This window comes from Clostridium pasteurianum DSM 525 = ATCC 6013, from assembly GCF_000807255.1.
Taxonomy (GTDB): domain Bacteria; phylum Bacillota; class Clostridia; order Clostridiales; family Clostridiaceae; genus Clostridium_I; species Clostridium_I pasteurianum.
In genome coordinates this window covers 3,488,500-3,513,093 of sequence record NZ_CP009268.1, presented here as the reverse complement: position 1 = coordinate 3,513,093, position 24,594 = coordinate 3,488,500, and the positions used below count along the sequence as shown (strand labels likewise).

At 30.3% G+C, this 24,594-nt stretch carries 23 protein-coding genes and 2 pseudogenes; 16 read left to right on the top strand and 9 right to left on the bottom strand.

Annotated elements, in window-relative coordinates:
• The first annotated feature begins 110 nt into the window (after positions 1-110).
• The 4 genes from CLPA_RS15835 (at position 111) to CLPA_RS15820 (ending at position 3,633) form a co-directional block, all read left to right on the top strand.
• Positions 111-1,253, top strand: a complete 1,143-nt coding sequence (locus CLPA_RS15835) for a trans-sulfuration enzyme family protein (protein WP_003446800.1) — start codon at positions 111-113, stop codon at positions 1,251-1,253.
• Positions 1,254-1,291: 38 nt separating this feature from the next.
• The gene (gene cysK, locus CLPA_RS15830) at positions 1,292-2,200 is read left to right on the top strand and encodes a cysteine synthase A (RefSeq protein ID WP_003446798.1); all 909 of its coding nucleotides are present in this window, start codon (positions 1,292-1,294) and stop codon (positions 2,198-2,200) included.
• A gap of 200 nt (positions 2,201-2,400) precedes the next feature.
• The gene (surE, locus tag CLPA_RS15825; protein WP_003446796.1) at positions 2,401-3,156 is read left to right on the top strand and encodes a 5'/3'-nucleotidase SurE; all 756 of its coding nucleotides are present in this window, start codon (positions 2,401-2,403) and stop codon (positions 3,154-3,156) included.
• Positions 3,157-3,213: 57 nt separating this feature from the next.
• Positions 3,214-3,633: a putative ABC transporter permease gene (locus CLPA_RS15820; RefSeq protein WP_003446795.1), complete on the top strand. Its 420-nt coding sequence runs from the start codon at positions 3,214-3,216 to the stop codon at positions 3,631-3,633.
• A 142-nt stretch (positions 3,634-3,775) separates the two neighbouring features.
• Here CLPA_RS15820 and CLPA_RS15815 read toward each other — a convergent pair whose 3' ends face one another.
• Both CLPA_RS15815 and CLPA_RS15810 read right to left on the bottom strand, forming a co-directional pair.
• Positions 3,776-4,033 carry a PTS glucose transporter subunit IIA gene (locus tag CLPA_RS15815; RefSeq protein WP_003446794.1) on the bottom strand — a complete coding sequence of 86 codons (258 nt, stop codon included), beginning with the start codon at positions 4,031-4,033 and terminating at the stop codon, positions 3,776-3,778.
• Positions 4,034-4,449: 416 nt separating this feature from the next.
• Positions 4,450-5,040: a hypothetical protein gene (locus CLPA_RS15810; RefSeq protein WP_003446792.1), complete on the bottom strand. Its 591-nt coding sequence runs from the start codon at positions 5,038-5,040 to the stop codon at positions 4,450-4,452.
• A gap of 248 nt (positions 5,041-5,288) precedes the next feature.
• Here CLPA_RS15810 and CLPA_RS15805 point away from each other — a divergent pair, with 248 nt between their 5' ends.
• Both CLPA_RS15805 and CLPA_RS15800 read left to right on the top strand, forming a co-directional pair.
• Positions 5,289-7,328, top strand: a complete 2,040-nt coding sequence (locus tag CLPA_RS15805; protein WP_003446791.1) for a thioredoxin domain-containing protein — start codon at positions 5,289-5,291, stop codon at positions 7,326-7,328.
• A gap of 213 nt (positions 7,329-7,541) precedes the next feature.
• Positions 7,542-8,297, top strand: a pseudogene (locus CLPA_RS15800) (IS91 family transposase); the annotation flags it as partial.
• 190 nt (positions 8,298-8,487) lie between these two features.
• On the opposite strand, the gene CLPA_RS15795 reads toward CLPA_RS15800, so the two are convergent.
• Positions 8,488-9,492 carry an IS4 family transposase gene (locus CLPA_RS15795; RefSeq protein WP_143756592.1) on the bottom strand — a complete coding sequence of 335 codons (1,005 nt, stop codon included), beginning with the start codon at positions 9,490-9,492 and terminating at the stop codon, positions 8,488-8,490.
• A 92-nt stretch (positions 9,493-9,584) separates the two neighbouring features.
• Between CLPA_RS15795 and CLPA_RS15785 the strand changes: the two are divergent.
• A pseudogene (locus CLPA_RS15785) lies at positions 9,585-10,753 on the top strand (IS3 family transposase).
• Positions 10,754-10,772: 19 nt separating this feature from the next.
• Here the strand turns inward: CLPA_RS15785 and CLPA_RS15780 are convergent.
• The 3 genes from CLPA_RS15780 to CLPA_RS15775 form a co-directional block, all read right to left on the bottom strand.
• Positions 10,773-11,066 (bottom strand): hypothetical protein, encoded by a 294-nt coding sequence (locus tag CLPA_RS15780; RefSeq protein WP_003446777.1) that lies wholly within the window; start codon positions 11,064-11,066, stop codon positions 10,773-10,775.
• 188 nt (positions 11,067-11,254) lie between these two features.
• Entirely contained in the window at positions 11,255-11,428 is a 174-nt protein-coding gene (locus CLPA_RS22175) for a DUF6518 family protein (protein WP_472297989.1), read from the bottom strand.
• A 116-nt stretch (positions 11,429-11,544) separates the two neighbouring features.
• The gene (locus tag CLPA_RS15775; RefSeq protein ID WP_003446775.1) at positions 11,545-11,895 is read right to left on the bottom strand and encodes a winged helix-turn-helix transcriptional regulator; all 351 of its coding nucleotides are present in this window, start codon (positions 11,893-11,895) and stop codon (positions 11,545-11,547) included.
• A 209-nt stretch (positions 11,896-12,104) separates the two neighbouring features.
• Here CLPA_RS15775 and CLPA_RS15770 point away from each other — a divergent pair, with 209 nt between their 5' ends.
• Complete coding sequence (locus CLPA_RS15770; protein WP_003446773.1) at positions 12,105-12,773, top strand: NAD(P)H-dependent oxidoreductase; 669 nt, start codon at positions 12,105-12,107, stop codon at positions 12,771-12,773.
• A 159-nt stretch (positions 12,774-12,932) separates the two neighbouring features.
• On the opposite strand, the gene CLPA_RS20145 is transcribed toward CLPA_RS15770, so the two are convergent.
• Both CLPA_RS20145 and CLPA_RS15760 read right to left on the bottom strand, forming a co-directional pair.
• Positions 12,933-13,376 (bottom strand): flavodoxin family protein, encoded by a 444-nt coding sequence (locus CLPA_RS20145; protein WP_236900423.1) that lies wholly within the window; start codon positions 13,374-13,376, stop codon positions 12,933-12,935.
• Positions 13,377-13,423: 47 nt separating this feature from the next.
• Positions 13,424-14,323: a radical SAM protein gene (locus CLPA_RS15760; RefSeq protein ID WP_003446769.1), complete on the bottom strand. Its 900-nt coding sequence runs from the start codon at positions 14,321-14,323 to the stop codon at positions 13,424-13,426.
• Between the two features lie 354 nt (positions 14,324-14,677).
• On the opposite strand from CLPA_RS15760, the gene CLPA_RS15755 reads away from it, so the two are divergent.
• The 4 genes from CLPA_RS15755 (at position 14,678) to CLPA_RS15740 (ending at position 18,269) form a co-directional block, all read left to right on the top strand.
• The gene (locus CLPA_RS15755) at positions 14,678-15,940 is read left to right on the top strand and encodes a CYP152 family fatty-acid peroxygenase CypC (protein WP_003446765.1); all 1,263 of its coding nucleotides are present in this window, start codon (positions 14,678-14,680) and stop codon (positions 15,938-15,940) included.
• A gap of 254 nt (positions 15,941-16,194) precedes the next feature.
• Positions 16,195-16,695, top strand: coding sequence for a nitroreductase family protein (locus tag CLPA_RS15750; RefSeq protein ID WP_003446763.1), 501 nt, complete (start codon positions 16,195-16,197; stop codon positions 16,693-16,695).
• Positions 16,696-16,836: 141 nt separating this feature from the next.
• On the top strand, positions 16,837-17,028 hold the full coding sequence (locus CLPA_RS15745; RefSeq protein WP_003446761.1) for a GntT/GntP/DsdX family permease: 192 nt from the start codon (positions 16,837-16,839) through the stop codon (positions 17,026-17,028).
• A gap of 146 nt (positions 17,029-17,174) precedes the next feature.
• Positions 17,175-18,269 (top strand): GGDEF domain-containing protein, encoded by a 1,095-nt coding sequence (locus tag CLPA_RS15740; protein WP_003446759.1) that lies wholly within the window; start codon positions 17,175-17,177, stop codon positions 18,267-18,269.
• 105 nt (positions 18,270-18,374) lie between these two features.
• On the opposite strand, the gene CLPA_RS15735 is transcribed toward CLPA_RS15740, so the two are convergent.
• Positions 18,375-19,133, bottom strand: coding sequence for a class I SAM-dependent methyltransferase (locus CLPA_RS15735; protein WP_003446757.1), 759 nt, complete (start codon positions 19,131-19,133; stop codon positions 18,375-18,377).
• 544 nt (positions 19,134-19,677) lie between these two features.
• Between CLPA_RS15735 and kdpF the strand changes: the two genes are divergently transcribed.
• From kdpF to CLPA_RS15720, 4 genes are all read left to right on the top strand, one after another.
• Entirely contained in the window at positions 19,678-19,755 is a 78-nt protein-coding gene (gene kdpF / locus CLPA_RS22170; protein ID WP_076719227.1) for a K(+)-transporting ATPase subunit F, read from the top strand.
• A gap of 180 nt (positions 19,756-19,935) precedes the next feature.
• On the top strand, positions 19,936-21,609 hold the full coding sequence (gene kdpA / locus CLPA_RS15730; RefSeq protein WP_003446755.1) for a potassium-transporting ATPase subunit KdpA: 1,674 nt from the start codon (positions 19,936-19,938) through the stop codon (positions 21,607-21,609).
• Between the two features lie 16 nt (positions 21,610-21,625).
• A complete protein-coding gene (kdpB, locus tag CLPA_RS15725; RefSeq protein WP_003446753.1) occupies positions 21,626-23,683 on the top strand; it encodes a potassium-transporting ATPase subunit KdpB in 2,058 nt (685 codons plus the stop codon).
• Positions 23,684-23,776: 93 nt separating this feature from the next.
• Positions 23,777-24,400: a K(+)-transporting ATPase subunit C gene (locus CLPA_RS15720; RefSeq protein ID WP_003446751.1), complete on the top strand. Its 624-nt coding sequence runs from the start codon at positions 23,777-23,779 to the stop codon at positions 24,398-24,400.
• Positions 24,401-24,594: the final 194 nt, after the last annotated feature.

Here is a 24,594-nt window from a genome sequence, read left to right as displayed (position 1 = left end):
TTCATCATTATGAAAATTCCTTTTATTGTTTGATGAAAGATAGACTTATCATACTGAATTATAATAACTTTTATAAAATGCTTAATTTCTAAATATGGGAGGAACAAATTATGAAAATAGAATCTTTAGTAATTCATGGTGGAATAGATGGTGATGAGAAAACTGGAGCAGTTAATGTGCCTGTTTATCAAACTTCTACTTATAAGCAGCCAAGCTTTGGACATAATACAGGCTATGAATATTCAAGAACTGGGAACCCAACAAGAGAAGCTTTAGAAAAGCTTATTTCAGACCTTGAAGAGGGATATGCAGGTTTTGCTTTTGCATCAGGTATGGCAGCAATTACAGCAGTTATATCTTTATTTAAGACAGGAGATAAAGTAATAATATCCAACAATGTTTATGGAGGAACCTTTAGAGTACTGGATAAAGTTTTTAATAATTTTAATATAGGGTATAAAATTGTGGATACTACGGACTTGGAAGCAGTGAGAAATAATGTAGATGAGAGTGTAAAAGCAATATATATAGAGACACCAACCAATCCACTTATGGATATAACTGATATTGAGGGTATATCTAAAATAGCAAAGGAAAAGGGTATATTTACTATTGTAGATAATACTTTTATGACTCCTTATCTTCAGAAGCCAATTACTTTAGGAGCAGATATAGTTATTCATAGTGCTACTAAATATTTAGGGGGACATAGTGATGTTGTTTCTGGTCTTGTGGTAGTAAATACTGAAGAATTAGCTAAAAGACTGCATTTTATTCAAAACTCTACAGGTGGTGTATTAGGACCTTTTGATTCATTCTTATTGATAAGAGGTATTAAAACCTTGGCAGTAAGAATGGACAGACATAATGAAAATAGTAAAATAATTTCAGAGTATTTAAAAAGCAGAGAGGAAATAGAAAAAGTTTATTATCCTGGATTTGAGGATCATCCAGGTTATGAAATTCAGACAAAACAGGCAAAGGGATATGGAGGAGTAATATCTTTTGTATTAAGTGACAAGATCGATTATAAAAAGTTTTTATCAAATTTAGAATTAATTACATTTGGTGAAAGTCTTGGTGGAGTGGAGTCTTTAATATGCCATCCAGCTTCCATGACTCATGCGGCAATTCCTTATGATATAAGACAGGAAGTGGGAATTGTAGATAATTTAATAAGATTATCTGTTGGAATAGAAAATTCTCAGGATTTATTAGAGGATTTAACTTCAGCATTAAAAAAGAGTCTATAGAAAAATTTCATAATTACATTATAAAGAAGGGGTAAAGTGTGAATTATATAGAGGATATTAAAAATCTTATAGGAAATACACCTATCGTAAAAATTAATCATATACAAATTAAAGATGGAGTTAATATTTTTGCAAAGCTTGAATCAAATAATCCTGGTGGAAGTGTTAAAGACAGAATAGGCATTTATATGATAGAAGATGCAGAAAAGAAGGGCTTATTAAAGCCAGGTTATACAATTGTAGAAGCTACAGCAGGAAATACAGGTATAGGAGTAGCACTTGCTGCTATTAATAGAGGATATAATATCATCTTTGTAGTACCAGAAAAATTTTCTGTGGAAAAACAGACTCTTATGAGGGCTCTAGGGGCTAAAATTATAAATACACCAAGAGAGGATGGAATGCTTGGAGCAGTTGCAAAAGCTGAGGAATTACTAAATACTATTGATAATTCTATAAGTTTAAAGCAATTTGAAAATAATACAAATCCATTAGCTCATTATGAGACTACTGGTCCAGAAATATATAGAGATTTGGATGGCAAAATAGATTATTTTGTGGCAGGAGCAGGAAGTGGCGGAACCTATACTGGTATTGTAAAATATTTAAAGGAAAAAAATCCTAATATTAAAGGTATACTGGCAGATCCAAAAGGTTCAACTATGGGCGGTGGTATAGAAGGATGCTATGACATTGAAGGTATAGGTAACAATTTTATACCTCATACTATGGATATGAATTTAGTAGATGAAATTATAAAAGTAACAGATGAAGAAGCCTTTAATATGGTAAAAGAACTGGCAATTAAAGAGGGAATTATAGCTGGCAGTTCATCAGGAGCTGCTTTGGTAGCAGCATTGAAGCTTTCTGAAAAAATAGATAATGGAAATATAGTAACTGTTTTCCCAGATAGAGGAGATAGATATTTCAGTAAAAATATCTATTAAAGAATATCATTTTATATAACACAAAAATAGCTGTTTTAATTAAATTAAAACAGCTATTTTTGTGTTCGAATGGTTAGTTCTGTAATATTATATTAATATGGCGAAATATTATTTTGATGAATTAATTTATTGATTTTAGGATAAGTATTATTTAAGATTATAATTATAGTATTTCTAATCAATCAAAGCGGAGGTATCCAATGAGATTATTACTGGTAAATGATGATGGCATAAATGCAAAAGGTCTCCATGCCTTAGCGAAAGAACTTGAAAAATATTATGAAATAACTATTGTTGCACCAGATAGTGAAAAAAGTGCTTGTGGACACTCCATAACTATTTCAAGGCCTCTATTGGTGAAAAAAGTAAAATTAGAAGGCATAAATTCTAATGCTTATAGTGTTACAGGTACTCCTGCCGATTGTGTGAGAATTGGTATGGTCAAATTAGTAGAGAAAGACATTGATATGGTGGTATCTGGAATAAATATAGGAGCCAACTTAGGTAATGATATACTCTATTCTGGAACTGTTTCTGCAGCCATTGAAGCAGCTATTAATAATATCCCCTCATTAGCAGTATCTGTGCAGGCAGATAAGACTTTTAAAAAATTTTCTACTGCAGCAAGATATGCTAGAAAAGTTTTGAATTTAGCACAAAAAAATAATTCATATAATGATGTAGTATTAAATGTAAATGTACCGGGATTGGCGCAAAAAGATATAAAAGGAATTAAAATATGCAGAATTGGAGGTAGAGTATATAATCATAACTATGAAAAAATTAAAAATTCTAATGAGGCTGCAAGGTTTATTCTCAATGGGCAGATTAATGAACTCCATGAAAATGATACAGATGTACATTTTCTTAGAGCAGGATATGTTACTTTAACACCTCTTCATTATGATTTAACAAATTTTAAAATTTTAAGAGATGTAGAGAAATGGATAAAGTAGAAAAATTTTATTTAATTTATTTAGAATATTTTAATTATAAATACAAAATATATATTTATGATTAAAAGATTTATAATATATGGATTCTTGGGATTAAGTGCCGAAATATTCTGGACTGGACTTGGATCATTGCTTAGGGGAGATATTAAACTTACTGGTTATACTTATATATGGATGTTTTTAATATATGGATTAGCTGTTTTTTTAGAGCCTTTGCATGATAGGATTAGAAGCTGGCCCCTTTTACTAAGAGGAGGCGTTTATATGGTAATTTTGTTTTCTATTGAATATTCAAGCGGCTGGCTTTTGAGAGAATTTATAGGTGTATGTCCATGGAATTACGGCAATGGTCCGCTATCTATCAATGGTCTTATAAGATTAGACTTCGCTCCTGTTTGGTTCTGTTGTGGTCTTGGTTTCGAAAGGGTTCATGATGCCATCGATAGAGTATTTGCTCAACTTGGAGTCCACAGTTAATATCTGTTACTACAAATGATAATTCTTATCTTTGAAAAAACTATAAGTTTAAATTTTTTTTAATCTAAAAAGCTATTAAATCAATAAAAATTCTGTTTAGCCTATCACTAAGTAAGTTAAATAGAATTTTTATTTTTAACACTTATTTTAATTCACATTTCAATACTAGTTCTTTGCATTTTACTCTTAATGAATTATTTTCCAAGTGAAAACTTTTTACTTTATCCTCATAATTAGTAATCAGTACTGGTGTTACAACTTTTTTATTACTACTCTTTGTAAATTCTAGATCAATATTTGATAATGGGTATCCAACCTTAACAGTATCTCCTTCTTTTACTAATATATCAAAACCTTCTCCATTAAGTTCTACAGTGTCTAATCCTACATGAATAATCATTTCTAATCCATCTATGTAGTTTCATGTCTACTTTGTATTCTTCAGCCTTATTAAATACTTTATTTTGTATTTGTTATGGTGGAAAATTATATTGGGAATTTATAAATTATACAAAGTTTAGTAACAAATATATAGATGATTCGTAAATATTAATATAAAATTTGTAAAAAAGTTTATTTTTTAGTATAAAGTTTCGCTGATATATAACGAAAAATAGTATATAATGTAAAATAATTCAAATTAATAAAAACTATTAGAGATTTCATAAATTATTCAATTATAACAAATAAATATTGTATATTAATGATTTGGAATTTTGTAATTATAAGGAGGCAATTTTATGTCAATAAATATTAGCTCTAATTATAGTACAAGTTACTATTCAAGCAATTCTAATTCAATAGCATCAAATACAACTAATACATTTGTAAATTAGATTGGAAGTTATTGAATAGAATTCTTATATGTTGAGAACTTCCGCTTCCTAAAAAGTCTGGATTAGAATTTATAGCTTTTTCTATATAATTCATAAAATTTTCGTATACTGATAAACTAGAATTTACTTTAGCATTACCATTTTTAGCGGAATCAATAAAAGTGTTATATTCTAAAGCCAAGCCAAGAGTTATATGACCTCTTTGACTTTCTGGTAATTTTTCTAAAGCTTTTCTATATGCTTTTCTTACATATCCTGGTGCTGTTGCTGATGGAAAAGTTATTGTTCCTTCCTTTATCATTTTCAAATTGACATTTCCAGAAGCCTTCCTTATCATATGTTTTACATCATTAAATAAAATCATATCTTCTTCTCTGTCAACTGGGTCAGTTTCGTTATTAATTTCATTAAGTATTTTAGCAATAGAAGGATTATCGTCTTTAGAGATAATTTCATTAAGTTTATCATTAAAAGCTGATGCTTTATTAGAGTCAGAATTAGAAGTCGATTTAATATTAGAGTTAGTGTTAACTGTATAGTTGTTATTTGAATCAATGCTTTCTATTGGCATATATAATCTATCCTTTCTTTATTAATAAGTTGCATTATTTAAAAGTTCAATTAATATATCGAGAGAAATTATCAATACTTTTGTTTCCTAAATTCAAATTTAATAATTTAATTTTAGTTTTGTTTTATTCATGCGTTTGTTCTGGCTATGGAATATGGCACTGCAAAAAAATTGACTTTTTTATTTTTATAGAGTGAAAGCAATTAGCTTAGGTTATAATAGATTTATATAAGTTAGGAAGTGATATTATGAATTTAACGAATAAACCTAATAGATTAATTAACGAAAAAAGTCCTTATTTGCTTCAGCATGCTCACAATCCTGTAGACTGGTATCCTTGGGGTGAGGAAGCTTTTAATAAAGCTGACAGGGAAAATAAACCTGTATTTCTGAGTGTTGGATATAGTACCTGCCATTGGTGTCATGTCATGAATAGAGAATCCTTTGAAGATGAGGAAGTAGCAGAAATATTAAACAAGTATTTTGTGGCAATTAAAGTAGATAGAGAAGAGAGACCTGATATAGATAACATATATATGTCCGTATGCCAAGCCATTACAGGCAGCGGTGGATGGCCTCTTACTATTATTATGACAGCTGAAAAAAAACCATTTTTTGCAGGAACTTATTTGCCTAAGATAGAGAAATATGGACAGATTGGAATTATAGAATTATTAGATAAAGTAAACACAATGTGGATACAAAAAAAAGATAAATTATTAGAATCAAGTAATAACATTGTGGATTTTTTACAAAATGATACTGTGGATAAAAAAGGGAAAATAAATGAAGATATAATAGATGAAGCTTATAACTCATTAAAAAATGCCTATGATCCTGTATTTGGTGGGTTTAGTGATTCACCTAAATTTCCAATACCACATAATTTAAGTTTTTTATTAAGATATTATAAGATAAAGGGTGATAGAGAAGCTCTGCAAATGGTTGAAAATACTTTGGATTCCATGTATTCTGGTGGTATTTTTGATCATATAGGCTTTGGTTTTGCTAGATATTCTGTTGATTCAAAATGGCTGGTGCCTCACTTTGAAAAAATGCTCTATGATAATGCACTTTTAGCTATAGTTTATACAGAGACTTATCAAATAACTCATAAAAATAGATACAAGGAAATAGTACAAAAAATATTCGATTATACATTGAGAGATATGACTAATGAAGATGGAGGCTTTTATTCTGCGGAAGATGCTGATTCAGAGGGTGTAGAGGGAAAGTTTTACTTGTGGGATAAAAGTGAAATAGAGAATATTTTAGAGGAAGATGCTGATTTATTTAACAGCTACTATAATATAAAATCCAAAGGAAATTTTGAGGGAAGGAATATCCCTAATCTTATAGGTGAAGATTTAGAAGAACTTGAAAATGAAGAAACAAAAAATAAAATTAACCGATTAAGAGAGAAGCTGTTTAATTACAGGGAAAAAAGAGTTCATCCTCATAAAGACGATAAAATACTTACAGCCTGGAATGGGCTTATGATAGCAGCTATGGCATATGCAGGAAAAGTATTTAAAATAGAAGCCTATAAAAAGGCAGCTAAAAAAGCATCAGATTTTATTTTAGCTAATTTGATTGATAATAGAGGAAGACTTTTGTGCAGATACAGGGATGGAGAAACTGGGAATGTAGGATTCTTAGATGATTATGCTTTTTTTGTTTTTGGATTGATTGAATTATATGAGGCAACTTTTGAAGTACATTATCTAAAAAAGGCTGTGGATTTAAATGGTGAAATGATTAAATATTTCTGGGATGAAGAAAATTCTGGATTCTTCTTTTATGGTAAAGATAGTGAAGAGCTTATACTAAAGACTAAAGAAATATATGATGGAGCTCTGCCTTCTGGAAATAGTGTAGCTGCGATGAATCTAATAAGATTATCCAGAATAACCGGAGATGTTCAATTAGAAGAAAAAGTAGCAGAAATATTCAGCTTATTTTCAGAAAAAATTAATAAAGTGCCCTTGGGATATATAAACACTATTTCTGCCTTTTTAACTAATACAGTTCCAGATATTCATATAGTTATAGCTGGAGATAAAGATGATGTGAATACAAAGACCCTCATAGATGAAATAAATAAAAGATTTCTACTCTTTGCTTCAGTAGTATTTAATGATGAAAGTGATGAACTCTCTAAACTGATACCTTATATAGAAGATAACAAAGTGGTTAATAATAAGGCTACAGCCTATGTATGTAAAAATAAGGCTTGTCTGACTCCTGTTAATGATGTGAAGGAGTTTATGGATTTGATAGAGGAGTAAAGCGTAGATAAAAAATTAGTAAAACCTCACCTTAATTTAAGGATGAGGTTTTATTTTTAATATATTAGGAATTTAAAAATTTTTTGTATAAAAATATTGCCCGGCAGGGCTTGAAAAATCTAATGTTAGAAGTTTGAGGAAAATATTACAAGTAATATTTTGGAATAGGATTTTTGATATAATTATTAGCAAATTTAGTGATTGGTGATGATTATGCAAGGTGTTATAAAACAAATATTTGTGGATAATTGGGAAAAATTCAGTGAGATATATAAAGGGAAAATTAGAGCTAACATAAGTAGAGAAGTTGATAAGATGATTAATTGTAAATCCTTAGATAATGGATTTATTGAGTTTAAGTGTGAAAATTGTGGTCATATAAAAAGAGTTGGATTTAGCTGTAAAAGTAGATTTTGTACCTCATGTGGTAAGAAAAAATCTGAAGAATGGTCTGATGAAATGGTGGCAAGACTCATTAACTCAAAGCATAGACATATGGTATTTACAATTCCACAGGAACTTAGAATATATTTTGCTAGGGATAGAAAACTATTATCATTATTACCTAAATGTTCAGCAAAAGCAATTATGAGCTGGTTTAGAGATTTAAATAAAAAAGAATGTTTTACACCAGGAATAATCTCAGTAATTCATACTTTTGGAAGAGACTTAAAATGGAATCCACATGTTCACTTAATTGTCACCGAAGGTGGTGCTGGAGAAATTACAATTTGGAGGAATACAAAACATATAAATTATACAGCACTAAGGAAAAGATGGCAAAAAATATTGTTAGACGAAATAGGAATTAATCTTAAAAGTGGAAAAAAAGAATTTAAAAAATTAAAAAATAAGCTATATAAAAGGTTAGAGAATGGATTTTATGTATATGGAAAAGGTGAAATAAAAACAGCAAAGCAAGCAGGAAAGTATGTTGGAAGATATACAGCAAGACCAGCTATCGCTCAATGTCATCAATTTAATATACAAAAATATGGAATATAATAAAAATAATTGCACTAAGTTGTTTGACTATAATTTATAATAATAAAAACAATCAAAACATTATTTTTGGGAACAGCAAACAAACCCCAAAATAAAGGATTTTTTTGAAATCACATAAAATGAGGTGTGTTTTTGACTATGATGAAATCAATCCTTATAAACTACGTTTTTTGTTAGTTTTGTACTTTCCTCGTGCAAATTTTTTAATGCGGGAGTTTTGTCTATCAGGTCTTATAGGAATATCACTCCTTGAAACTTTCTCCATGATATCTTTATAAATTTTATTTCTTTTCCTTGGACTCTCTTCGAGATACATCATTATAAGCTTGTCTTTTAAACTTCCAATTAAAATATTAAAATTAGTTTTATATTCATATTTATTATTTTTGTCTTTTCTTTGAAATGCTACAAATTCATCACTATCTTTTCGTGCTAATTCAATCATATTAGATAAGTATATTGATGCATAAAAATCTTGTTCTATTGCTATTTTAGTTGTACCAGTAAAGTTTTCAATTTCAAGTCTATTCTTAAGTTCATCATATTTTATTTCTATACCCCACCTCATAAAATATAATTTTTTAAAATCACTTAAAGTTATAGATTCGTCAAATAAATTAGTTACTAAAACTTCTTCTACTCCTGATTCAAGATGAAATTTAATAATTCTTACATCGTATATTCTTTTATTATATTTAATTTGAATTATTTGATCCTGATTTGCTGCATTAATTTTTTTCCTAAAAGTACTATTTTTAAGCCTCATTACAAAATTAATATTCATTTTTATTAACTCAGCTATAAGTTCTTGACTTGGATATCCTCTGTCAAATAGCATTAGTTCTTTCATTAGCTTATTATCTTGTTTCATTTCTAAAATCATTTCTATGGCAGTTTTTCTTTCTGAAGTTTTATAACGATCTATTTTGCTTGTTATAACAAACTTATTTAATACATCAAATATACAAGACGCAGAAGCTCGAGCAATGGCTACTTCAGCATACTGATTTTTTGCATAACCAAACTCATTCCTTAATAATTCTGTATTAGGAAGTTCTATTGTTGTTCCATCAATTGCACATACTCTATATTTATTCCATAATTTGAGTTCAGCACATTCTGTATATATAACATCTATTATTGCATTATTTAATTCAATAAATGCTTGGTGCTAGTATAAAAGGTGTAGACACAAAGGAATAGATTTACAGAAGTGATAAAATAAAAATAAGGGAAGGAAAGTGTCTACAGATGGGAAGAACAGTTAAAAGCTATACAGAAGAATATAAGAACACAATAGTTGAATTATTTAACAATGGGAAAACGTATAAAGAACTTAACAGCGAATATGGAGTACCAAAAAGTACTATAAGGCAGTGGGTAAATAAGGTAGAGAAAAGAAATGACGGAACTGAAGAAAAAGAGAATAATATAAAAGAAATACTTAAAAGAGATGCTCTTCTTCAAGAGGAGAATGAAATATTAAAAAAAGCATTGTCCATATTCGCAAAGGCAAAATAGAAGAAATATATAAGTTCATTGATACCTACAAGCAATATTACTGCAGAAAAATAAAAAAGTACTTCAGCATAAAGATAATGTGTAAAACTCTTGGAATAAGCAGAGCTGCATACTATAAGCATCTGCATAGAAAGCCATCTAAATGGGAGAAGGAAGATAAGATACTAGACAAAAAAATATATAAGGAATATAAGGATTCTAAAGGAATATATGGAGCACCAAAAATTCGCGAAAAATTGATGAAAAAAGGTTTTAATCCAAGTCTTAAAAGAGTTCAAAGAAGAATGAAGAAGATGAATATAAAATCCATTATAATAAAGAAATGGAAACCATACAATACCAGCAAAAAAAGAGTAGAGCAAAAAGAAAATCTAATAAAAGAAAACTTTACAGCCAGTACAATAAACGAGAAGTGGCTTACAGATATAACTTATATTTATACACTGGAAGATGGATGGTGTTACCTAGCATCTGTATTTGACTGTTATAGTGCTAAGATAATAGGATGGTGCTTTTCAAAAAATATTGATGCTAGTATGGCTTTACAAGCTATTAAGAATGCCGTAAATAGCCAAAAACCTAATTACGAAACTCTTATAATCCATAGTGATTTGGGGTCACAATATACAAGCAGTGAGATTGAAGGATACCTTAATGAATTAGGCATACGTCATTCTTACAGTAAAAAGGGTTATCCATATGATAATTCACCTCAAGAATCATTTCATGCTTCACTTAAGAAAGAAGAAAAATTGATGAATAAATATAAGAATTTTTATGAAGCTAAAATATGCATTTTTCAATATATTGAAGCATGGTACAACAGAAAAAGAATACATAGTAGATCTGGATTTATTACTCCACAACAATGTGAAGATATTGCTAGAAAATCTGCTTAAATGTTTATAAAAAAAGTGTCTACACTATTGACATAAATCCAGCTTTAGGACTAATCTTTTGTCTGTTTTCTGAAAAAGCCTGCTTAGAAATAGTATCTTTTCGTTTTAAAACCACTTCAAAAAAATCATTTAATTCTACCTGTAGAGATTTATTTATCATATTGAGCATAAATAATACTGTTTCTTTAAAATTCATTTTTCCAGACCTCGTAAAATATGATGGATTTGTTCTATTAGAACATTTAAATATATAATCCTCAACCATCATTTTACTTCTTAATAGAGCTTTATCAAAACTTTTTTTGAAATTCATCTTAATCACCTTTAATCATTAGAGATACACAAAAACTATGTGTTCTTTTTGATTATTGTGGCAATTTTCAAATGTCAAGTGTTTTTTTAAATTTTCTTTACTTTTTCTTACATTTTAGCTTGATGACATTGGTCTTGCGGCTGTTTTTTAATGGAAAAGGTATTTAAAATATTTTAGCAAAACTTCACTTATGAAGTTAAATAATATATAACTTGATATTCAATAATACCTATTAGTGCACTACCAAACTTATGTTTTGAACCTTTATCACGACTCCAAAAGAATCCCGCTGCTCCCCAAATTATGCTTGCAATGATTGCTATTACAGACCATATGAGTATATACTTTTTACAATTTTGTATGTTTTTGATGTATTATTTGACATATGAATATACATCTTTTATCAATAATCGCATTTACAGTATTATACTTTATATATCGTATATTGGATTTATTTTTTTCATATAAGATTATCTAATTATTTTTCCTTTTCTTGAACAAGTTTACCCCAATCAAAAAGTGCAACAATAATCGGCCTTATTGAGATTCCAAATTTCGTTAGTTCGTACTCAACCTTTGGTGGAACTTCCGCATAAACAGTTCTTTTAACTATACTATCTCTTTCAAGCTCCCTTAACTGGAGTGTTAACATTCTATGAGTTATCTTAGGCATTTCACGTCTTAGTTCATTAAATCTTTTTTTACCATCAAGCAAACGATAAATAATTATACCTTTCCATTTTCCACCTATAATATTAAGGCTAGTTTCTACAGGACATTGATTATTAGTACATTCTTCATTTATTTTAGTCTCAACATAATCTTTCACATTATCACCTCGGTATAAAAAGTATACTTAAGTACCTTTTTGTATATTATATATAAAAAATGTGCATACTTCAATATATTTAATTTTATATTTATAATTATTTTATAATGAAGATTTAGGAATCTGAAAATAAATAACAAGCTAGGGACACTAGCTATTTTTTTGAAGATGCCTCATTATAATATTGAATTTGAAAGGTGGAAAAATACATGCCAATTGAAAAAGAAAAAATTATAGAAGCCTATAATTTTAGACACGCTTGTAAGGAATTTGATGCAGATAGAAAAATATCTCAGGAGGATTTTAATTTTATTCTTGAGACAGCTAGATTATCTCCAAGTTCTTTTGGTTTTGAACCATGGAAATTTGTAATTGTACAAAATGAGGCATTAAGAGAAAAACTTAAAACTGCAGCTTGGGGAGCTCAAGGTCAGCTGCCTACAGCAAGTCACTTTGTAATAATTCTTGCAAGGAAAAAAACTGATATGATTTACAGTTCTCAGTATATTTCTGAGTTTATGTATAAGGTGCAGCATCTTCCTGAAGATATTGCTGAAGGAAAGAAAGCTGCCTATGAAGGTTTCCAAAAAAATGATTTTAAGTTGCTTGAAAGCGACAGAAGTATTTTTGACTGGGCTTCAAAACAAACTTATATAGCTCTTGGTAATATATTGACCTCAGCAGCTGAAATAGGTATCGATTCTTGCCCTATTGAAGGTTTTGATAAAGAAAAGATAGAAGATATACTTGAAAGTGAAGGCATACTAGATAAAGATAAGTTTGGAGTTTCTGTAATGGCTGCTTTTGGATACAGAAAGGCTGACCCAAGACCAAAAACAAGGCAATCCCTAGAAAAAATAATAGAGTGGATTGGATAAATTAGCTATTATTAATTAGGCTACTCACTGCTGTTTAGGTAAATGTGGGGGATGTTTCATTTAAACAATATTTATAATGTAGAATATTATGCTGAGTAATAAATTTTAGCGGAAGTACACAAACTCTCGCTAAAATTTATCAATAAAATATTTATATTACTAAAACTCTTCTACCAATTCTATACCCATATTATATGCTTCCTTCATCAATTCTGCATTGTTAGCTGCATCATTAGAACCATATAGTTCACCGCCTAAGAGTAATTTACATGGAGCATCAAAACTTCCTTCAAAAATATTGTTTAAAATATATCTTAGTGGAGTGAAAGCTTCAGTATAGGAAGCATTTTCCTCCGGCGTACGTTGAGTGACTATAAGTGCTGCCTTCTTCTTTTTATCAAATGTCACAGAGAATCCTCCCTCTTCAGCAATTATATAGGCATATAATCTATCTAAAACACATTTTAATTTTCCATGAATTCCTCCCATATAGTTTGGAGAAGCAAAAACAATTATATCAGCATCATCAATAAGGTCATATATCTTGTGCATATCGTCCTTTAATACACATTTCCCTGAACGCTTACATACATCACAATTAATGCATCCTAATAATGCATGTACATCATTATTAGGACAGCTCTTTAATTTTATTTAATTATTGAAATAGCACCTTCTGCACCTTTTTCAAGATGAGCATCTAAATATTCTGCCCTTATTGACTTTAAACCATCTTTTAGTTTTGTAATCATTTCATTTTTCTTTTCTGATAACATACCATGAACTGGTATTACATTAGATGTATGAAGACCGAAGAAATAAGTATTATCTAAGTTAAGTCCACTCAATATTTCAATTTCCTCTTCAATATTTTGACGTAAGGTATTTTCTTTAAAAAGTCCTTTATTTAACTCTTCATCAAGCGGGCTGCCGGGATCAACATGTAAAGTAGCAATAAAGATGAGCTTTGGATTAATTTCATTTAGTAATTTACTATTTGCAATTGCATTTTCATGTGTTTTTTCACTACCAGCTCCTCCGATTATAATATTTACACTAAAATCTATACCGGCATTTGTTAAACGCTTCAGCTGTATTTTGGCTCCATCAACAGTAAAACCTTTATTAAAGTGTTTAACTACTTCAGGCATACCAGATTCTAAGCCAATATTAAGGTCATTAATCTTTAAAGCTCTTAATTCTTTAAGCTCCTCATCTGTTTTATTTATTATGTTTTTAACTGAGGCATACATAGCTATAGTCTCAACTTCAGGTAAAATTTCATTTATTTTATTTGCAATTAATTTAAGTTTGTCTGCACTTAAAGCAAAGGGATCAGCATTTACTAAGAATATACGATTTACTTTAGGATAAATTTTTCTAGCTTCTAATAAATCCTTTTCAATTTGTTCCATAGTTTCTATTTGAAAAGGAACATTGTTATACATGGTACAGAAGCTGCATTTATTATGACTGCATCCTGCAGTAACTTGTAGTAATAATGAGTTTGCTTCAAATGGCGGACGATAAACTGGTCCAGTATATTTCATTTTCATATCTCCTTTATTCATATATTTTATTAGGCATCTGAAAATAAATGACAAGTCAAAGATACGACGTATATTTTGAATACTACAAGGAAACAGGTTCCGCAGATAGTGAGCTATCTAAGGGTTCTGTTAACGCAGTAGGATTCAAAATAGACTAGTATACTGACTAGTTATTTATTTGAAGATGCCTTAATATAAGTTTACTACGACACAATTATTTAAGGTAGTACGCACTTTAAAGTAAGTTATGAAAATCATAAATGGGAAATATGAATAATTCCTAGATATGGTGAAAAAATAAAATGTCAAAGGAATATATATTTTATGATTATTATAGAAGGGAAGATTAAATTTATGTTAATCAAGGAAGAAATCCCACATGATAAAATATTGGATAGCACTCTTGAGTTGTCTCAGGAAGGGTATATGTTTATCAAAAATAGAATTGATCAGTACCAGTCTAATCTATTTCAGGCTCATTTGCTTGGAGAAAAAGTAGTTTGTATCAGTGGAGAAGAAGCATCCAAGGTATTTTATGATTCAGAACGATTTCAGCGAAAGGGCGCAGCACCAAAGCGAGTGCAAAAAACATTGTTTGGAATGAATGCCATACAAACTATGGATGGTGAGGCACATATTCAACGAAAGCTTCTTTTTATGTCACTGATGACCCCAGTGCATGAGAAACGCCTTGCTGAGCTCATAATGGAGAAGTTGCAAGCTTCTGTTAATAGATGGGAAGTTGCCGATAAGATTGTACTTTTTGATGAAACAAAGGATATTTTATGCCAGATAGCATGCCATTGGGCTGGAGTTCCTCTGCTGAAATCCGAAGTGAAAGATAGAGCAGAGGATTTTAGTAGAATGATTGATGCCTTCGGAGCTATTGGACCACGTCACTGGAAAGGAAGAAGAGCAAGGTCTAGAGCTGAAAAGTGGATAAAAGGGATAATAGAAGATGTACGTACTGGTAAGCTGAAGATTGAAGAGGGCTCAGCACTTTATGCCATGGCATTTCACAGGGAACTGGATGGAAGTCAGCTTGATTTACAAATGGCAGCCATAGAACTTATTAATATATTGAGACCTATTGTTGCTATCTCAACCTTCATTACCTTTACAGCTTTAGCATTGTATAAACATCCAGAGTGCAAAGAGAGGTTAATGACAGATCATAATAGTGATATTGAAATGTTTGTACAGGAAGTTCGGAGATATTACCCATTTACTCCTTTCTTGGGTGCAAGGGTGCGAAAAAACTTTATTTGGAATCAATGCGAATTTAAAGAGGGAATGCTTGTACTATTTGATGTTTACGGCACCAATCATGATTCTCGAATATGGGATAATCCTTATGAATTTCGTCCAGAGCGTTTTAAGAAACGAAAGGAAAGCTTATTTGATTTCGTCCCCCAAGGTGGAGGCGATCCTGCCAAGGGACATCGTTGTCCAGGTGAAGGCATTACTGTGGAAATCATGAAAGCCAGCCTAGATTTTCTTGTGAACAAGATTGACTTTCAAGTACCAGAGCAGGATTTAAGATATAGTTTGTCAAGAATGCCTACATTACCTAAAAGCGGATTTGTTATGAGTAGTATTAAACGAAAATTTAAATAAAAAGAAGCAATAATCTATTTAAATATAGAAGTATATTTGTTGAATACACTTCTATATTTATGTCATAGTAAATTTGTTATTTTCGTAAAAGAAAAAAAGTGAAGGTAGCTCCTATAGAAAGCTCTAATTTGTAGTAAGATTAAATTAGAGCTTTATTGACAGTATCTTAATTAATAATTACAATAATATTAATAATACTAAACATATTTGAAATGTATTAAATCTCAATATAGATGAAAGAGAGGATGGGCTTTATGAATTCAATTTTTAAGAGAAGAAGTATAAGAAAATATACAAAAGAAACTGTATCAGAGGATACAGTAAAACAGCTATTAAAGGCAGGTATGTCGGCACCTTCTGCAGGTAATGAGCAGCCTTGGGAGTTCATTGTAATAAGAGATAAAAGTATACTGCAGCAAATTATTGATGTGCATGGATATGCATCCATGCTTAAGGAAGCAGCCGTGGCTATTGTAGTTTGTGGAGATAAAAAAAGAGAAAAAGTGAAAGATTTTTGGGTACAGGATTGTTCTGCTGCTACAGAAAATATTTTAATAGAGGCACAGGAACTTGGTCTTGGAGCTGTTTGGCTTGGAGTTTATCCTGTAGAAGAAAGAGTAAAACCCATAGAAAAAATATTAAAGCTGCCGGAATCAGTTATACCATTATCAATAATATCAATAGGTTATCCTGGGGAACACAAGGATCCACCTAATTATTATGATGAAGCAAGAATTCACCATAATCAATGGTAAAAGATCGAAAAGCCAGTGGGAAAATATCTTTAATAGAAATTCTGAATATAAAAGTTATTTTAAGAATAAATGACATTATAAAAGGTCCAAGCTTTTAGAAAGCTGGGCCTTATAATTTTGTATTAATAGTACTAAAAGGATTTGATAAAAATTATTGACATTAAAGTAATGGAAGGAATGCCTATATTAAAGGTAATTACTTCTCTTGAAAAGAGTGTAGGAGGTACACTAGGTAACTTGGAATTGATTTTAGGGTTTAGAGCTATATTTGGAAAGTTAAGTATATCTGCCATCAAGGCAATAAATAATATATTTGCTATTCAAGCAAATTAAAAAAACTTAAACTTTATATTTATTATGAAAAACTTAATAAATTCTAGAAATAATTGACAAGGTTATTAATATATTCTACAATATTCATGTAGAAATATGTAGAAAAAATATATATTTAATAATACAATTTGAAAGGCTAAAATCACATGTTACGAGATTTATTTGCAAATGCTTCTATTTTAGTAGCATTTATTAGTATATTTCATCAGTTATTTAGGGATAAAAGCTTAAATCATAAACTATCCTTAAGTTTAAAAATAGCTATAAGTTTTATAGGTGGTTTACTTGGAATAATATTAATGATTTATAGCTTACATATTGACAATAATACAATAGTTGATTTTCGTAATATACCTATAATATTAACTGCAATATATGGAGGTTTAATTTCCTCATTTATAACTAGTTTGTTAATTGGAATATTTAGAGTTTCTTATTTTGGACTAAACCAATCCTCAGTCAGTGCAGTTATCTGTGCTTTGCTTATGGGAATAGGATGTGGTGTGATTTCTTATATAAGAACTTCCAAAAAAGACATCTTTATTTATTCTGTTATATACTCTTTAATAATTAGCACGGTATCTTTTAGTATAATTATAAACAATAGTAGAATTTTAATGAATATCATATTTGTATATTCCACAGCTATGATATTAATATCTGCATCCATATATAAATATACAGTGTATTTGAGTGGCCTAACTAGTATATATAGACAGCTAAAAGAAGGATATTCAAAAGATTTTCTAACTGGATTAAACAATGTGAGATGTTTTGATACTATTTTTAACAAAATGCTGGTTGATGTAAAAGAAAAAAATGAAAGGCTTTCTATGCTTGTAATAGATATTGATTTCTTTAAAAAAGTAAATGATAGTTATGGACATTCAAATGGGGATGTTATTTTGAAACAATTAAGCAGTATATTAATAAATACTTGCGGAAGTTCCGAAGTGGTTTCAAGAAATGGCGGAGAAGAATTTTCAGTTTTATTATTAGATTGCTATCCCAATCATGCTGTGAGAATAGCAGAAAATATTCGAACAGCAGTAGAAAACTATCCCTTTGAACTTAATGATGGTACAAAAATAAATATAACAGTTTCAATAGGTATATCTACTTATCCTGATATAACATCAGATCTAGATAAACTTTTTGAGGAAGCTGATTCAGCACTCTATAGAGCTAAACATACTGGAAGAAATAAAGTGATTTTAGCAGATAAAGTTACGCTTCATTGAATAATTGATCTATGTCCATGTATAGCCGCTGCAGTACTCAATTATAAAGAGTAGAACAGCGGCGAATCTTTAATTTCATAGTCTTTATTAAAACTTTATATCAAATTAATTTTTACTTCCTCCAATTATACTCCACAAATGGTATTTTACAAATAAATCAACATTGATAAATCCAGCATCCTTTAGCCATTCAATCTGACTGAGAAAACTTTCATGTATATCATCGCCTTTTACTTTAGGGGTATCTACATGTACAATATTTCTTTCCTGCCATTTTCCAAAGGTAGAGGTCCAGTTTTCATAATATTTTAGTTTATCAACTGGGATCTGTGATTTAGTGCTATTGACATAATTAACCCAGAATTTCATGCTGTTTATGTAAGCATCTTTATACAGTGTCTTCATTTCATCACAGTTAAAGAACCAGCCGGAAGGTTTAAGTAAATTATAGCAGATTTTATAGAGTGATTTTTTCTCTTCGGTTTCCAAATGGTGAATGGCAGACATGGAGAAAATTAAATCTGCTTTTGTATCTATTTTACTTTCTAAATCATCCTGTAGAGTTGTAATTATATACTTTACTCTGTTGGAGTAGGCACTTAATCTTTTTTTTGCTGCTTCTATAAAATCAGTAGAATAATCTATCCAGTAACATTTGGCATTTGGAAAATTACTCAATATTCTCTCTAAGAATATTCCACTGCCTGCACCTAAATCAAATACTATTATCTCATCATTTTTCTTAAAGGGTGCTGATTTTATTGCTTCATTCTGAAGAAAATCATATTGTGGCAGTACATATTTAATCATTTCATTGTAAGTTTCAGCCATTGAAAAAAATCTGTCTTTGTCTCTGTAATCCATTATAATTATCTCCCTTGTAAATTATTGTTTGTTAATTATGCAATCAACTTAGGCATTTAAAAACAAATAACAAGTCAAAGATGCCTTATAATTATATTATAGATAATTATATTATATAACTGAAATGAATATTAGTTATAATTATTATAACTGTAGAGAATGTTAAATAAATTCAATAGGGAATAATCTCTATCTTATGTGAATTATTTTTACAGAGCGTGGTATAGTAGCAGCAATCCATTATAAGATCATCGGATAAAAATATAAGTAATGAGGAAAGCTAATTAATATTTGGTTTTCTTCATTACTTTTTTATTTCAATAAATCTTCAAAATCTTTATACAATCTTTATACAGATAAGTACAATCTTAACTTAAATTTTATATGTAAGATGATAATATTAGAGTTGAAAAGAACAGGGGGTGCGACATTATGCAGGACGTTATATTTATAGCTCTGATTCTAATTGGATTTGTAGCTTTAAAATATTTTATAAACTGGTGCGAAAGGCAGCTAAGTAAAAAATAGTACTGGAGGGTTATTTATGATTTTTTTAGGAATAGTAATTATTTTATTGTTTATTTATTTATGTTATGCATTATTTAATCCTGAAAAATTTTAATTAGGTATACGCAAATAAATAGTAAGTCAAAGATGCCACGGATATTTTGAATCCTATAAGACATAGGTTCCAAAGATAAGAGCTATCTGAGGGTTCTGTTGACGCAGTAAGATGCAAAATACACTAGTATACTGACTGGTTGTTTATTTTAATATGCCTAAATATATGGAGGTCATTAATATGGAAATATTACAAATTGGGATTATACTTTTAATTTTTGTGCTCCTTTGCATCCCTTTAGGTAAATATATTTATAAAGTAGCAGAACATGAAAGAACTTTCTTAGATCCCTTATTAGATAAAATAGATAATTTTATTTACAGGATTTCAGGAATAAAAAAAGAGGATATGAGCTGGAAACAGTATATTTTAGCATTGATTTCCTGCAATGCTATAGCTGCTTTTATCGCCTATTTAATTTTAAGAATTCAGTCAATTCATATTTTAAATCCTAATAATATAGGAAACATGGAACAGGGACTTACTTTTAATACTGTAATAAGTTTTATGACTAATACAAATCTTCAAGATTATAGTGGTGAATCCGGACTTTCCTATTTTAGTCAGATGGCAGTAATTACATTTTTTATGTTCTTTGCAGCAGCTACAGGTCTGGCAATAAGCTTTGCATTTATGAGGGCAATTTCAGGAAGAAAAAGGGAAATGGGAAATTTTTATGTGGATTTAGTAAGAATTATAACTAGAATATTACTACCTCTGTCTATTATAGCAGCTATATTTTATATTCAGCAGGGAGTACCACAGACTCTAGTATCCAATAAAACAGTAACTACTATAGAAGGAAAGTTTCAAGATATTTCAATGGGACCTGTTGCAAGTTTGGAAGCTATAAAAATGCTGGGAACTAATGGAGGAGGATTTTTTAGTGCTAATTCAGCTCATCCCTTTGAAAACCCTACACCACTTACAAATGTTGTTCAGTCAGTTTCAATACTGCTTTTGGCAGGAGCAGTGGTAGTATGCTTTGGATATATGCTAAAAAAGAAAAAACAGGCAATCTCTATATTCATAGCTATGTCTGTGCTTCTTCTAATAGGGCTTGTAATATGTTATGCATCTGAAAAAGCAGGTAATCCTGCACTGGCAAATTTAGGGCTTAATCAGTTTGTGGGAAATATGGAAGGAAAAGAAGTGAGGCTTGGTATAGGTTTATCTTCGCTTTTCACTACAATAACTACAGCTACGTCCACCGGAGCAGTTAATAATATGCATGATTCATTGACACCTATAGGTGGATTAGTGCCGCTTATGAATATTATGCTCAATGTGATATTTGGTGGAATAGGTACAGGATTCATGAACATGATTATGTATGCTATACTCACAGTTTTCCTATGTGGCCTCATGGTGGGAAGAACTCCTGAATTTTTGTCAAAGAAGATTGAAGCAAAGGAAATAAAATTGATAGCACTGGCAATAATTATTCATCCTCTGTTAATACTCATGTCTTCGGCCCTAGCGTTAGTAGTTCCACAGGGAACAGAAAGTATATCAAATCCAGGATTTCATGGGTTTACACAGGTATTGTATCAATTTTCAAGTGCGGCAGCAAACAATGGTTCTGCTCTTGAAGGACTTGCAGATAATACTATGTTCTGGAATATTGCTGCAGGAATAGTTATGTTCTGTGGAAGATATTTATCCATGATAATTTTAATTGCTGTAGCGGCATCTTTAGCTTCAAAGAGATCCATACCTGCTACTTCAGGGACCTTTAGAACAGATAATGGAATATTTACATTGACACTTATATTTATTGTTTTGATAATGGGTGCCCTTACATTTTTTCCGGCGTTAGCTCTTGGACCAATTGCGGAACAACTTACATTATAAAAAGGATGATGTGATTATGGAAAATAAAAAATCTAAATTTATTACAAAGGATATAATGAAAGATGCATCTGTTGAATGTTTTAAGAAACTAAATCCTCAATATATGTTTAAAAATCCTGTTATGTTTGTAGTTGAAATTGGTTTCTTTATATCACTGTTTCTCACAATTTTTCCCAATGTATTTGGTGATACAGGAAACAATTTGAGGATTTATAATTTTATAGTAACTATAATTTTATTTATAACGGTTTTATTTGCGAATTTTGCAGAGGCAGTGGCAGAGGGCAGAGGAAAGGCTCAGGCAGAAACTCTTAAGAAAACTCGTAAGGATACCGTGGCAAAGCTTTTAGATTCCAATGGAAAAGTAACAGTAATAAGTGCCAGTGAACTTAAAAAAGGTGATATAGTTTTAGTGGAAAATGGAGATATAATTCCAAATGATGGTGAAGTCATTGAAGGGATAGCATCTGTAGATGAATCTGCAATTACTGGTGAATCAGCACCAGTTGTAAAAGAACCTGGTGGAGACTTTGCTTCAGTTACAGGAGGAACAAAGGTTGTAAGCGATTGGCTTAAAATCAAAATGACAGCTACTCCAGGTGAATCCTTCCTTGATAAGATGATTAACCTTGTAGAAGGTTCTTCAAGACAAAAGACTCCAAATGAGATTGCACTTAATACTATACTTGTAAGTCTTACGCTGATTTTTCTCATTGTACTGGTATCACTTTATCCTATGGCATCCTACGTTGGAGTGAAAATTTCAATATCAACACTTATAGCTCTTTTAGTTTGCCTAATACCAACTACTATAGGTGGACTTTTATCTGCAATTGGTATAGCGGGAATGGATAGAGTTACTCGATTTAATGTAATAGCTATGTCCGGAAAAGCTGTTGAGGCCTGTGGTGATGTAGATACTATGATACTTGATAAAACGGGAACTATAACCTTTGGAAACAGACTTGCATCAGATTTTATTCCCGTTGGAGGTTTACAAAAGATAGAGCTTATAAATTATGCAGTGATATGTTCTTTAAGTGATGATACTCCAGAAGGTAAGTCTATAGTTGAACTTGGGAAAAAATTAGGATGCTCTGTGGATAAGGATAAATATATCAATATAAGGTTTGAAGAGTTTACAGCACAGACTAGGATGAGTGGAATAGACTTAGAAGATGGTACTAGTATAAGAAAGGGAGCCTATGATGCCATAAAAAAGAGAGTTACAGAACTTGAGGGTAAAATACCTGAGGAATTAGAAGATACAGTTAATAATGTAGCTAAATTAGGTGGAACACCTCTTGTAGTATGTGTTAACAATAAAATTTATGGAGTTATATATCTAAAGGATACCGTTAAACCTGGACTTGTGGAAAGATTTCAAAGGCTTCGTGAAATTGGTATTAAGACTATAATGTGTACTGGAGATAATCCTCTTACAGCTGCAACTATTGCCAAAGAAGCAGGAGTAGATGGGTTTGTAGCTGAGTGTAAACCGGAAGATAAGATAGATGTCATAAAAAAAGAACAATCTGAAGGTAAAATTGTTGCAATGACAGGGGACGGAACTAATGATGCACCAGCTCTTGCTCAGGCTGATGTAGGCCTTGCCATGAATAGTGGAACTACTGCTGCAAAAGAAGCTGCAAATATGGTGGATCTAGATTCAGATCCTACTAAAATACTTGAAGTGGTTGAAATAGGGAAACAACTGCTTATAACAAGAGGGGCACTTACAACCTTTAGCATAGCTAATGATGCTGCAAAATATTTTGCTATAATACCAGCTATATTTACAGCAGCCATACCACAGATGCAGGTTATGAACATTATGAAACTATCTACACCTAATAGTGCTATATTATCAGCATTGATATTTAATGCCATAATAATACCACTTCTGATACCCATTGCTATGAAAGGTGTAAAATATAGAGCTATGAAAGCGGAAATGTTACTTTTGAGAAATATGCTTATATTTGGACTTGGTGGTGTACTCGCACCTTTTGTAGGAATAAAAATTATAGATATGATTATAACTCCAATGGTTAGAATTTTTAATTTAGGTTAACTGGAAACTTCAAATAACTGTAGTCTCATATTTATGTTGTTATTTTTCAGATAATTAATATATTTATTATGATAAATAGAAGGAGGCATTAAAATGAAAATGCTTAAAAATGCTTTTGGATTGAGTATTGTTTTAATAATAATTTGCGGAATAATTTATCCGCTTTCTATAACGGGAATAGGGCAGTTGCTATTTCCTAAGCAGTCAAATGGCAGTATTATAACAAGCAATGGCAAATCAGTTGGATCAGAATTGATAGGTCAAAATTTTACTGATGCAAGATTTTTTAGAGGTAGAGTTTCTGCCATAAACTATAATACTTATACGGAAGCAGATATAAAATCAGATGCAGATGGTAAAAAATTATATTCAGGAGTTTCTTCTGGTTCTGAAAATTTGTCACCATCAAATAAAGTATTAGCAGAAAGAGTGCAAAAGGATATAAATGATTTTCTAAAAGTTCATCCTCATGTGAAAAAGGAAGATATACCTACAGATCTTCTTACAAGTTCTGGTTCTGGACTTGATCCTGACATAAGTCCAAAAGCAGCTGAAATTCAAATAGCCTCTGTATCAAAGGCAACAGGTATAAGTAAGGAAGAACTTCAAAAAATAGTTAATAAATATACAGAGGGTAAAACTTTTGGTATTTTTGGAGAACCAAGAGTAAATGTGCTTAAAGTTAACCTTGAAATAGCTTCAATGTTGAATAAGTAAGAGCTATTTTAAAATAAATTGTTGAATAATTAAATTGATGTTTATATACACTTAATTATTTAACAACCCATAAATATGTGATAATATCATAAAAAAGACAATTATCTAAATATGAGTTGTAATAATTGCTACTTATATATTGGGAATTTTGGAAAAATAATATAATGAATACATTTTATATAAGTGGGTGAGGT

Coding starts and splice junctions, on each gene's coding strand:
- kdpB (WP_003446753.1), top strand. CDS start 21,626: ATGGAAAATAAAAAATCTAAATTTATTACAAAGGATATAATGAAAGAT.
- CLPA_RS15820 (WP_003446795.1), top strand. CDS start 3,214: ATGATTAAAAGATTTATAATATATGGATTCTTGGGATTAAGTGCCGAA.
- CLPA_RS15780 (WP_003446777.1), bottom strand. CDS start 11,066: ATGAATTTCAAAAAAAGTTTTGATAAAGCTCTATTAAGAAGTAAAATG.
- CLPA_RS15760 (WP_003446769.1), bottom strand. CDS start 14,323: ATGAAATATACTGGACCAGTTTATCGTCCGCCATTTGAAGCAAACTCA.
- kdpA (WP_003446755.1), top strand. CDS start 19,936: ATGGAAATATTACAAATTGGGATTATACTTTTAATTTTTGTGCTCCTT.
- CLPA_RS15805 (WP_003446791.1), top strand. CDS start 5,289: ATGAATTTAACGAATAAACCTAATAGATTAATTAACGAAAAAAGTCCT.
- CLPA_RS15720 (WP_003446751.1), top strand. CDS start 23,777: ATGAAAATGCTTAAAAATGCTTTTGGATTGAGTATTGTTTTAATAATA.
- CLPA_RS15810 (WP_003446792.1), bottom strand. CDS start 5,040: ATGCCAATAGAAAGCATTGATTCAAATAACAACTATACAGTTAACACT.
- CLPA_RS15740 (WP_003446759.1), top strand. CDS start 17,175: ATGTTACGAGATTTATTTGCAAATGCTTCTATTTTAGTAGCATTTATT.
- CLPA_RS15835 (WP_003446800.1), top strand. CDS start 111: ATGAAAATAGAATCTTTAGTAATTCATGGTGGAATAGATGGTGATGAG.
- CLPA_RS15755 (WP_003446765.1), top strand. CDS start 14,678: ATGTTAATCAAGGAAGAAATCCCACATGATAAAATATTGGATAGCACT.
- kdpF (WP_076719227.1), top strand. CDS start 19,678: ATGATTTTTTTAGGAATAGTAATTATTTTATTGTTTATTTATTTATGT.
- CLPA_RS15750 (WP_003446763.1), top strand. CDS start 16,195: ATGAATTCAATTTTTAAGAGAAGAAGTATAAGAAAATATACAAAAGAA.
- CLPA_RS15770 (WP_003446773.1), top strand. CDS start 12,105: ATGCCAATTGAAAAAGAAAAAATTATAGAAGCCTATAATTTTAGACAC.
- CLPA_RS15815 (WP_003446794.1), bottom strand. CDS start 4,033: ATGATTATTCATGTAGGATTAGACACTGTAGAACTTAATGGAGAAGGT.
- CLPA_RS15735 (WP_003446757.1), bottom strand. CDS start 19,133: ATGGATTACAGAGACAAAGACAGATTTTTTTCAATGGCTGAAACTTAC.
- surE (WP_003446796.1), top strand. CDS start 2,401: ATGAGATTATTACTGGTAAATGATGATGGCATAAATGCAAAAGGTCTC.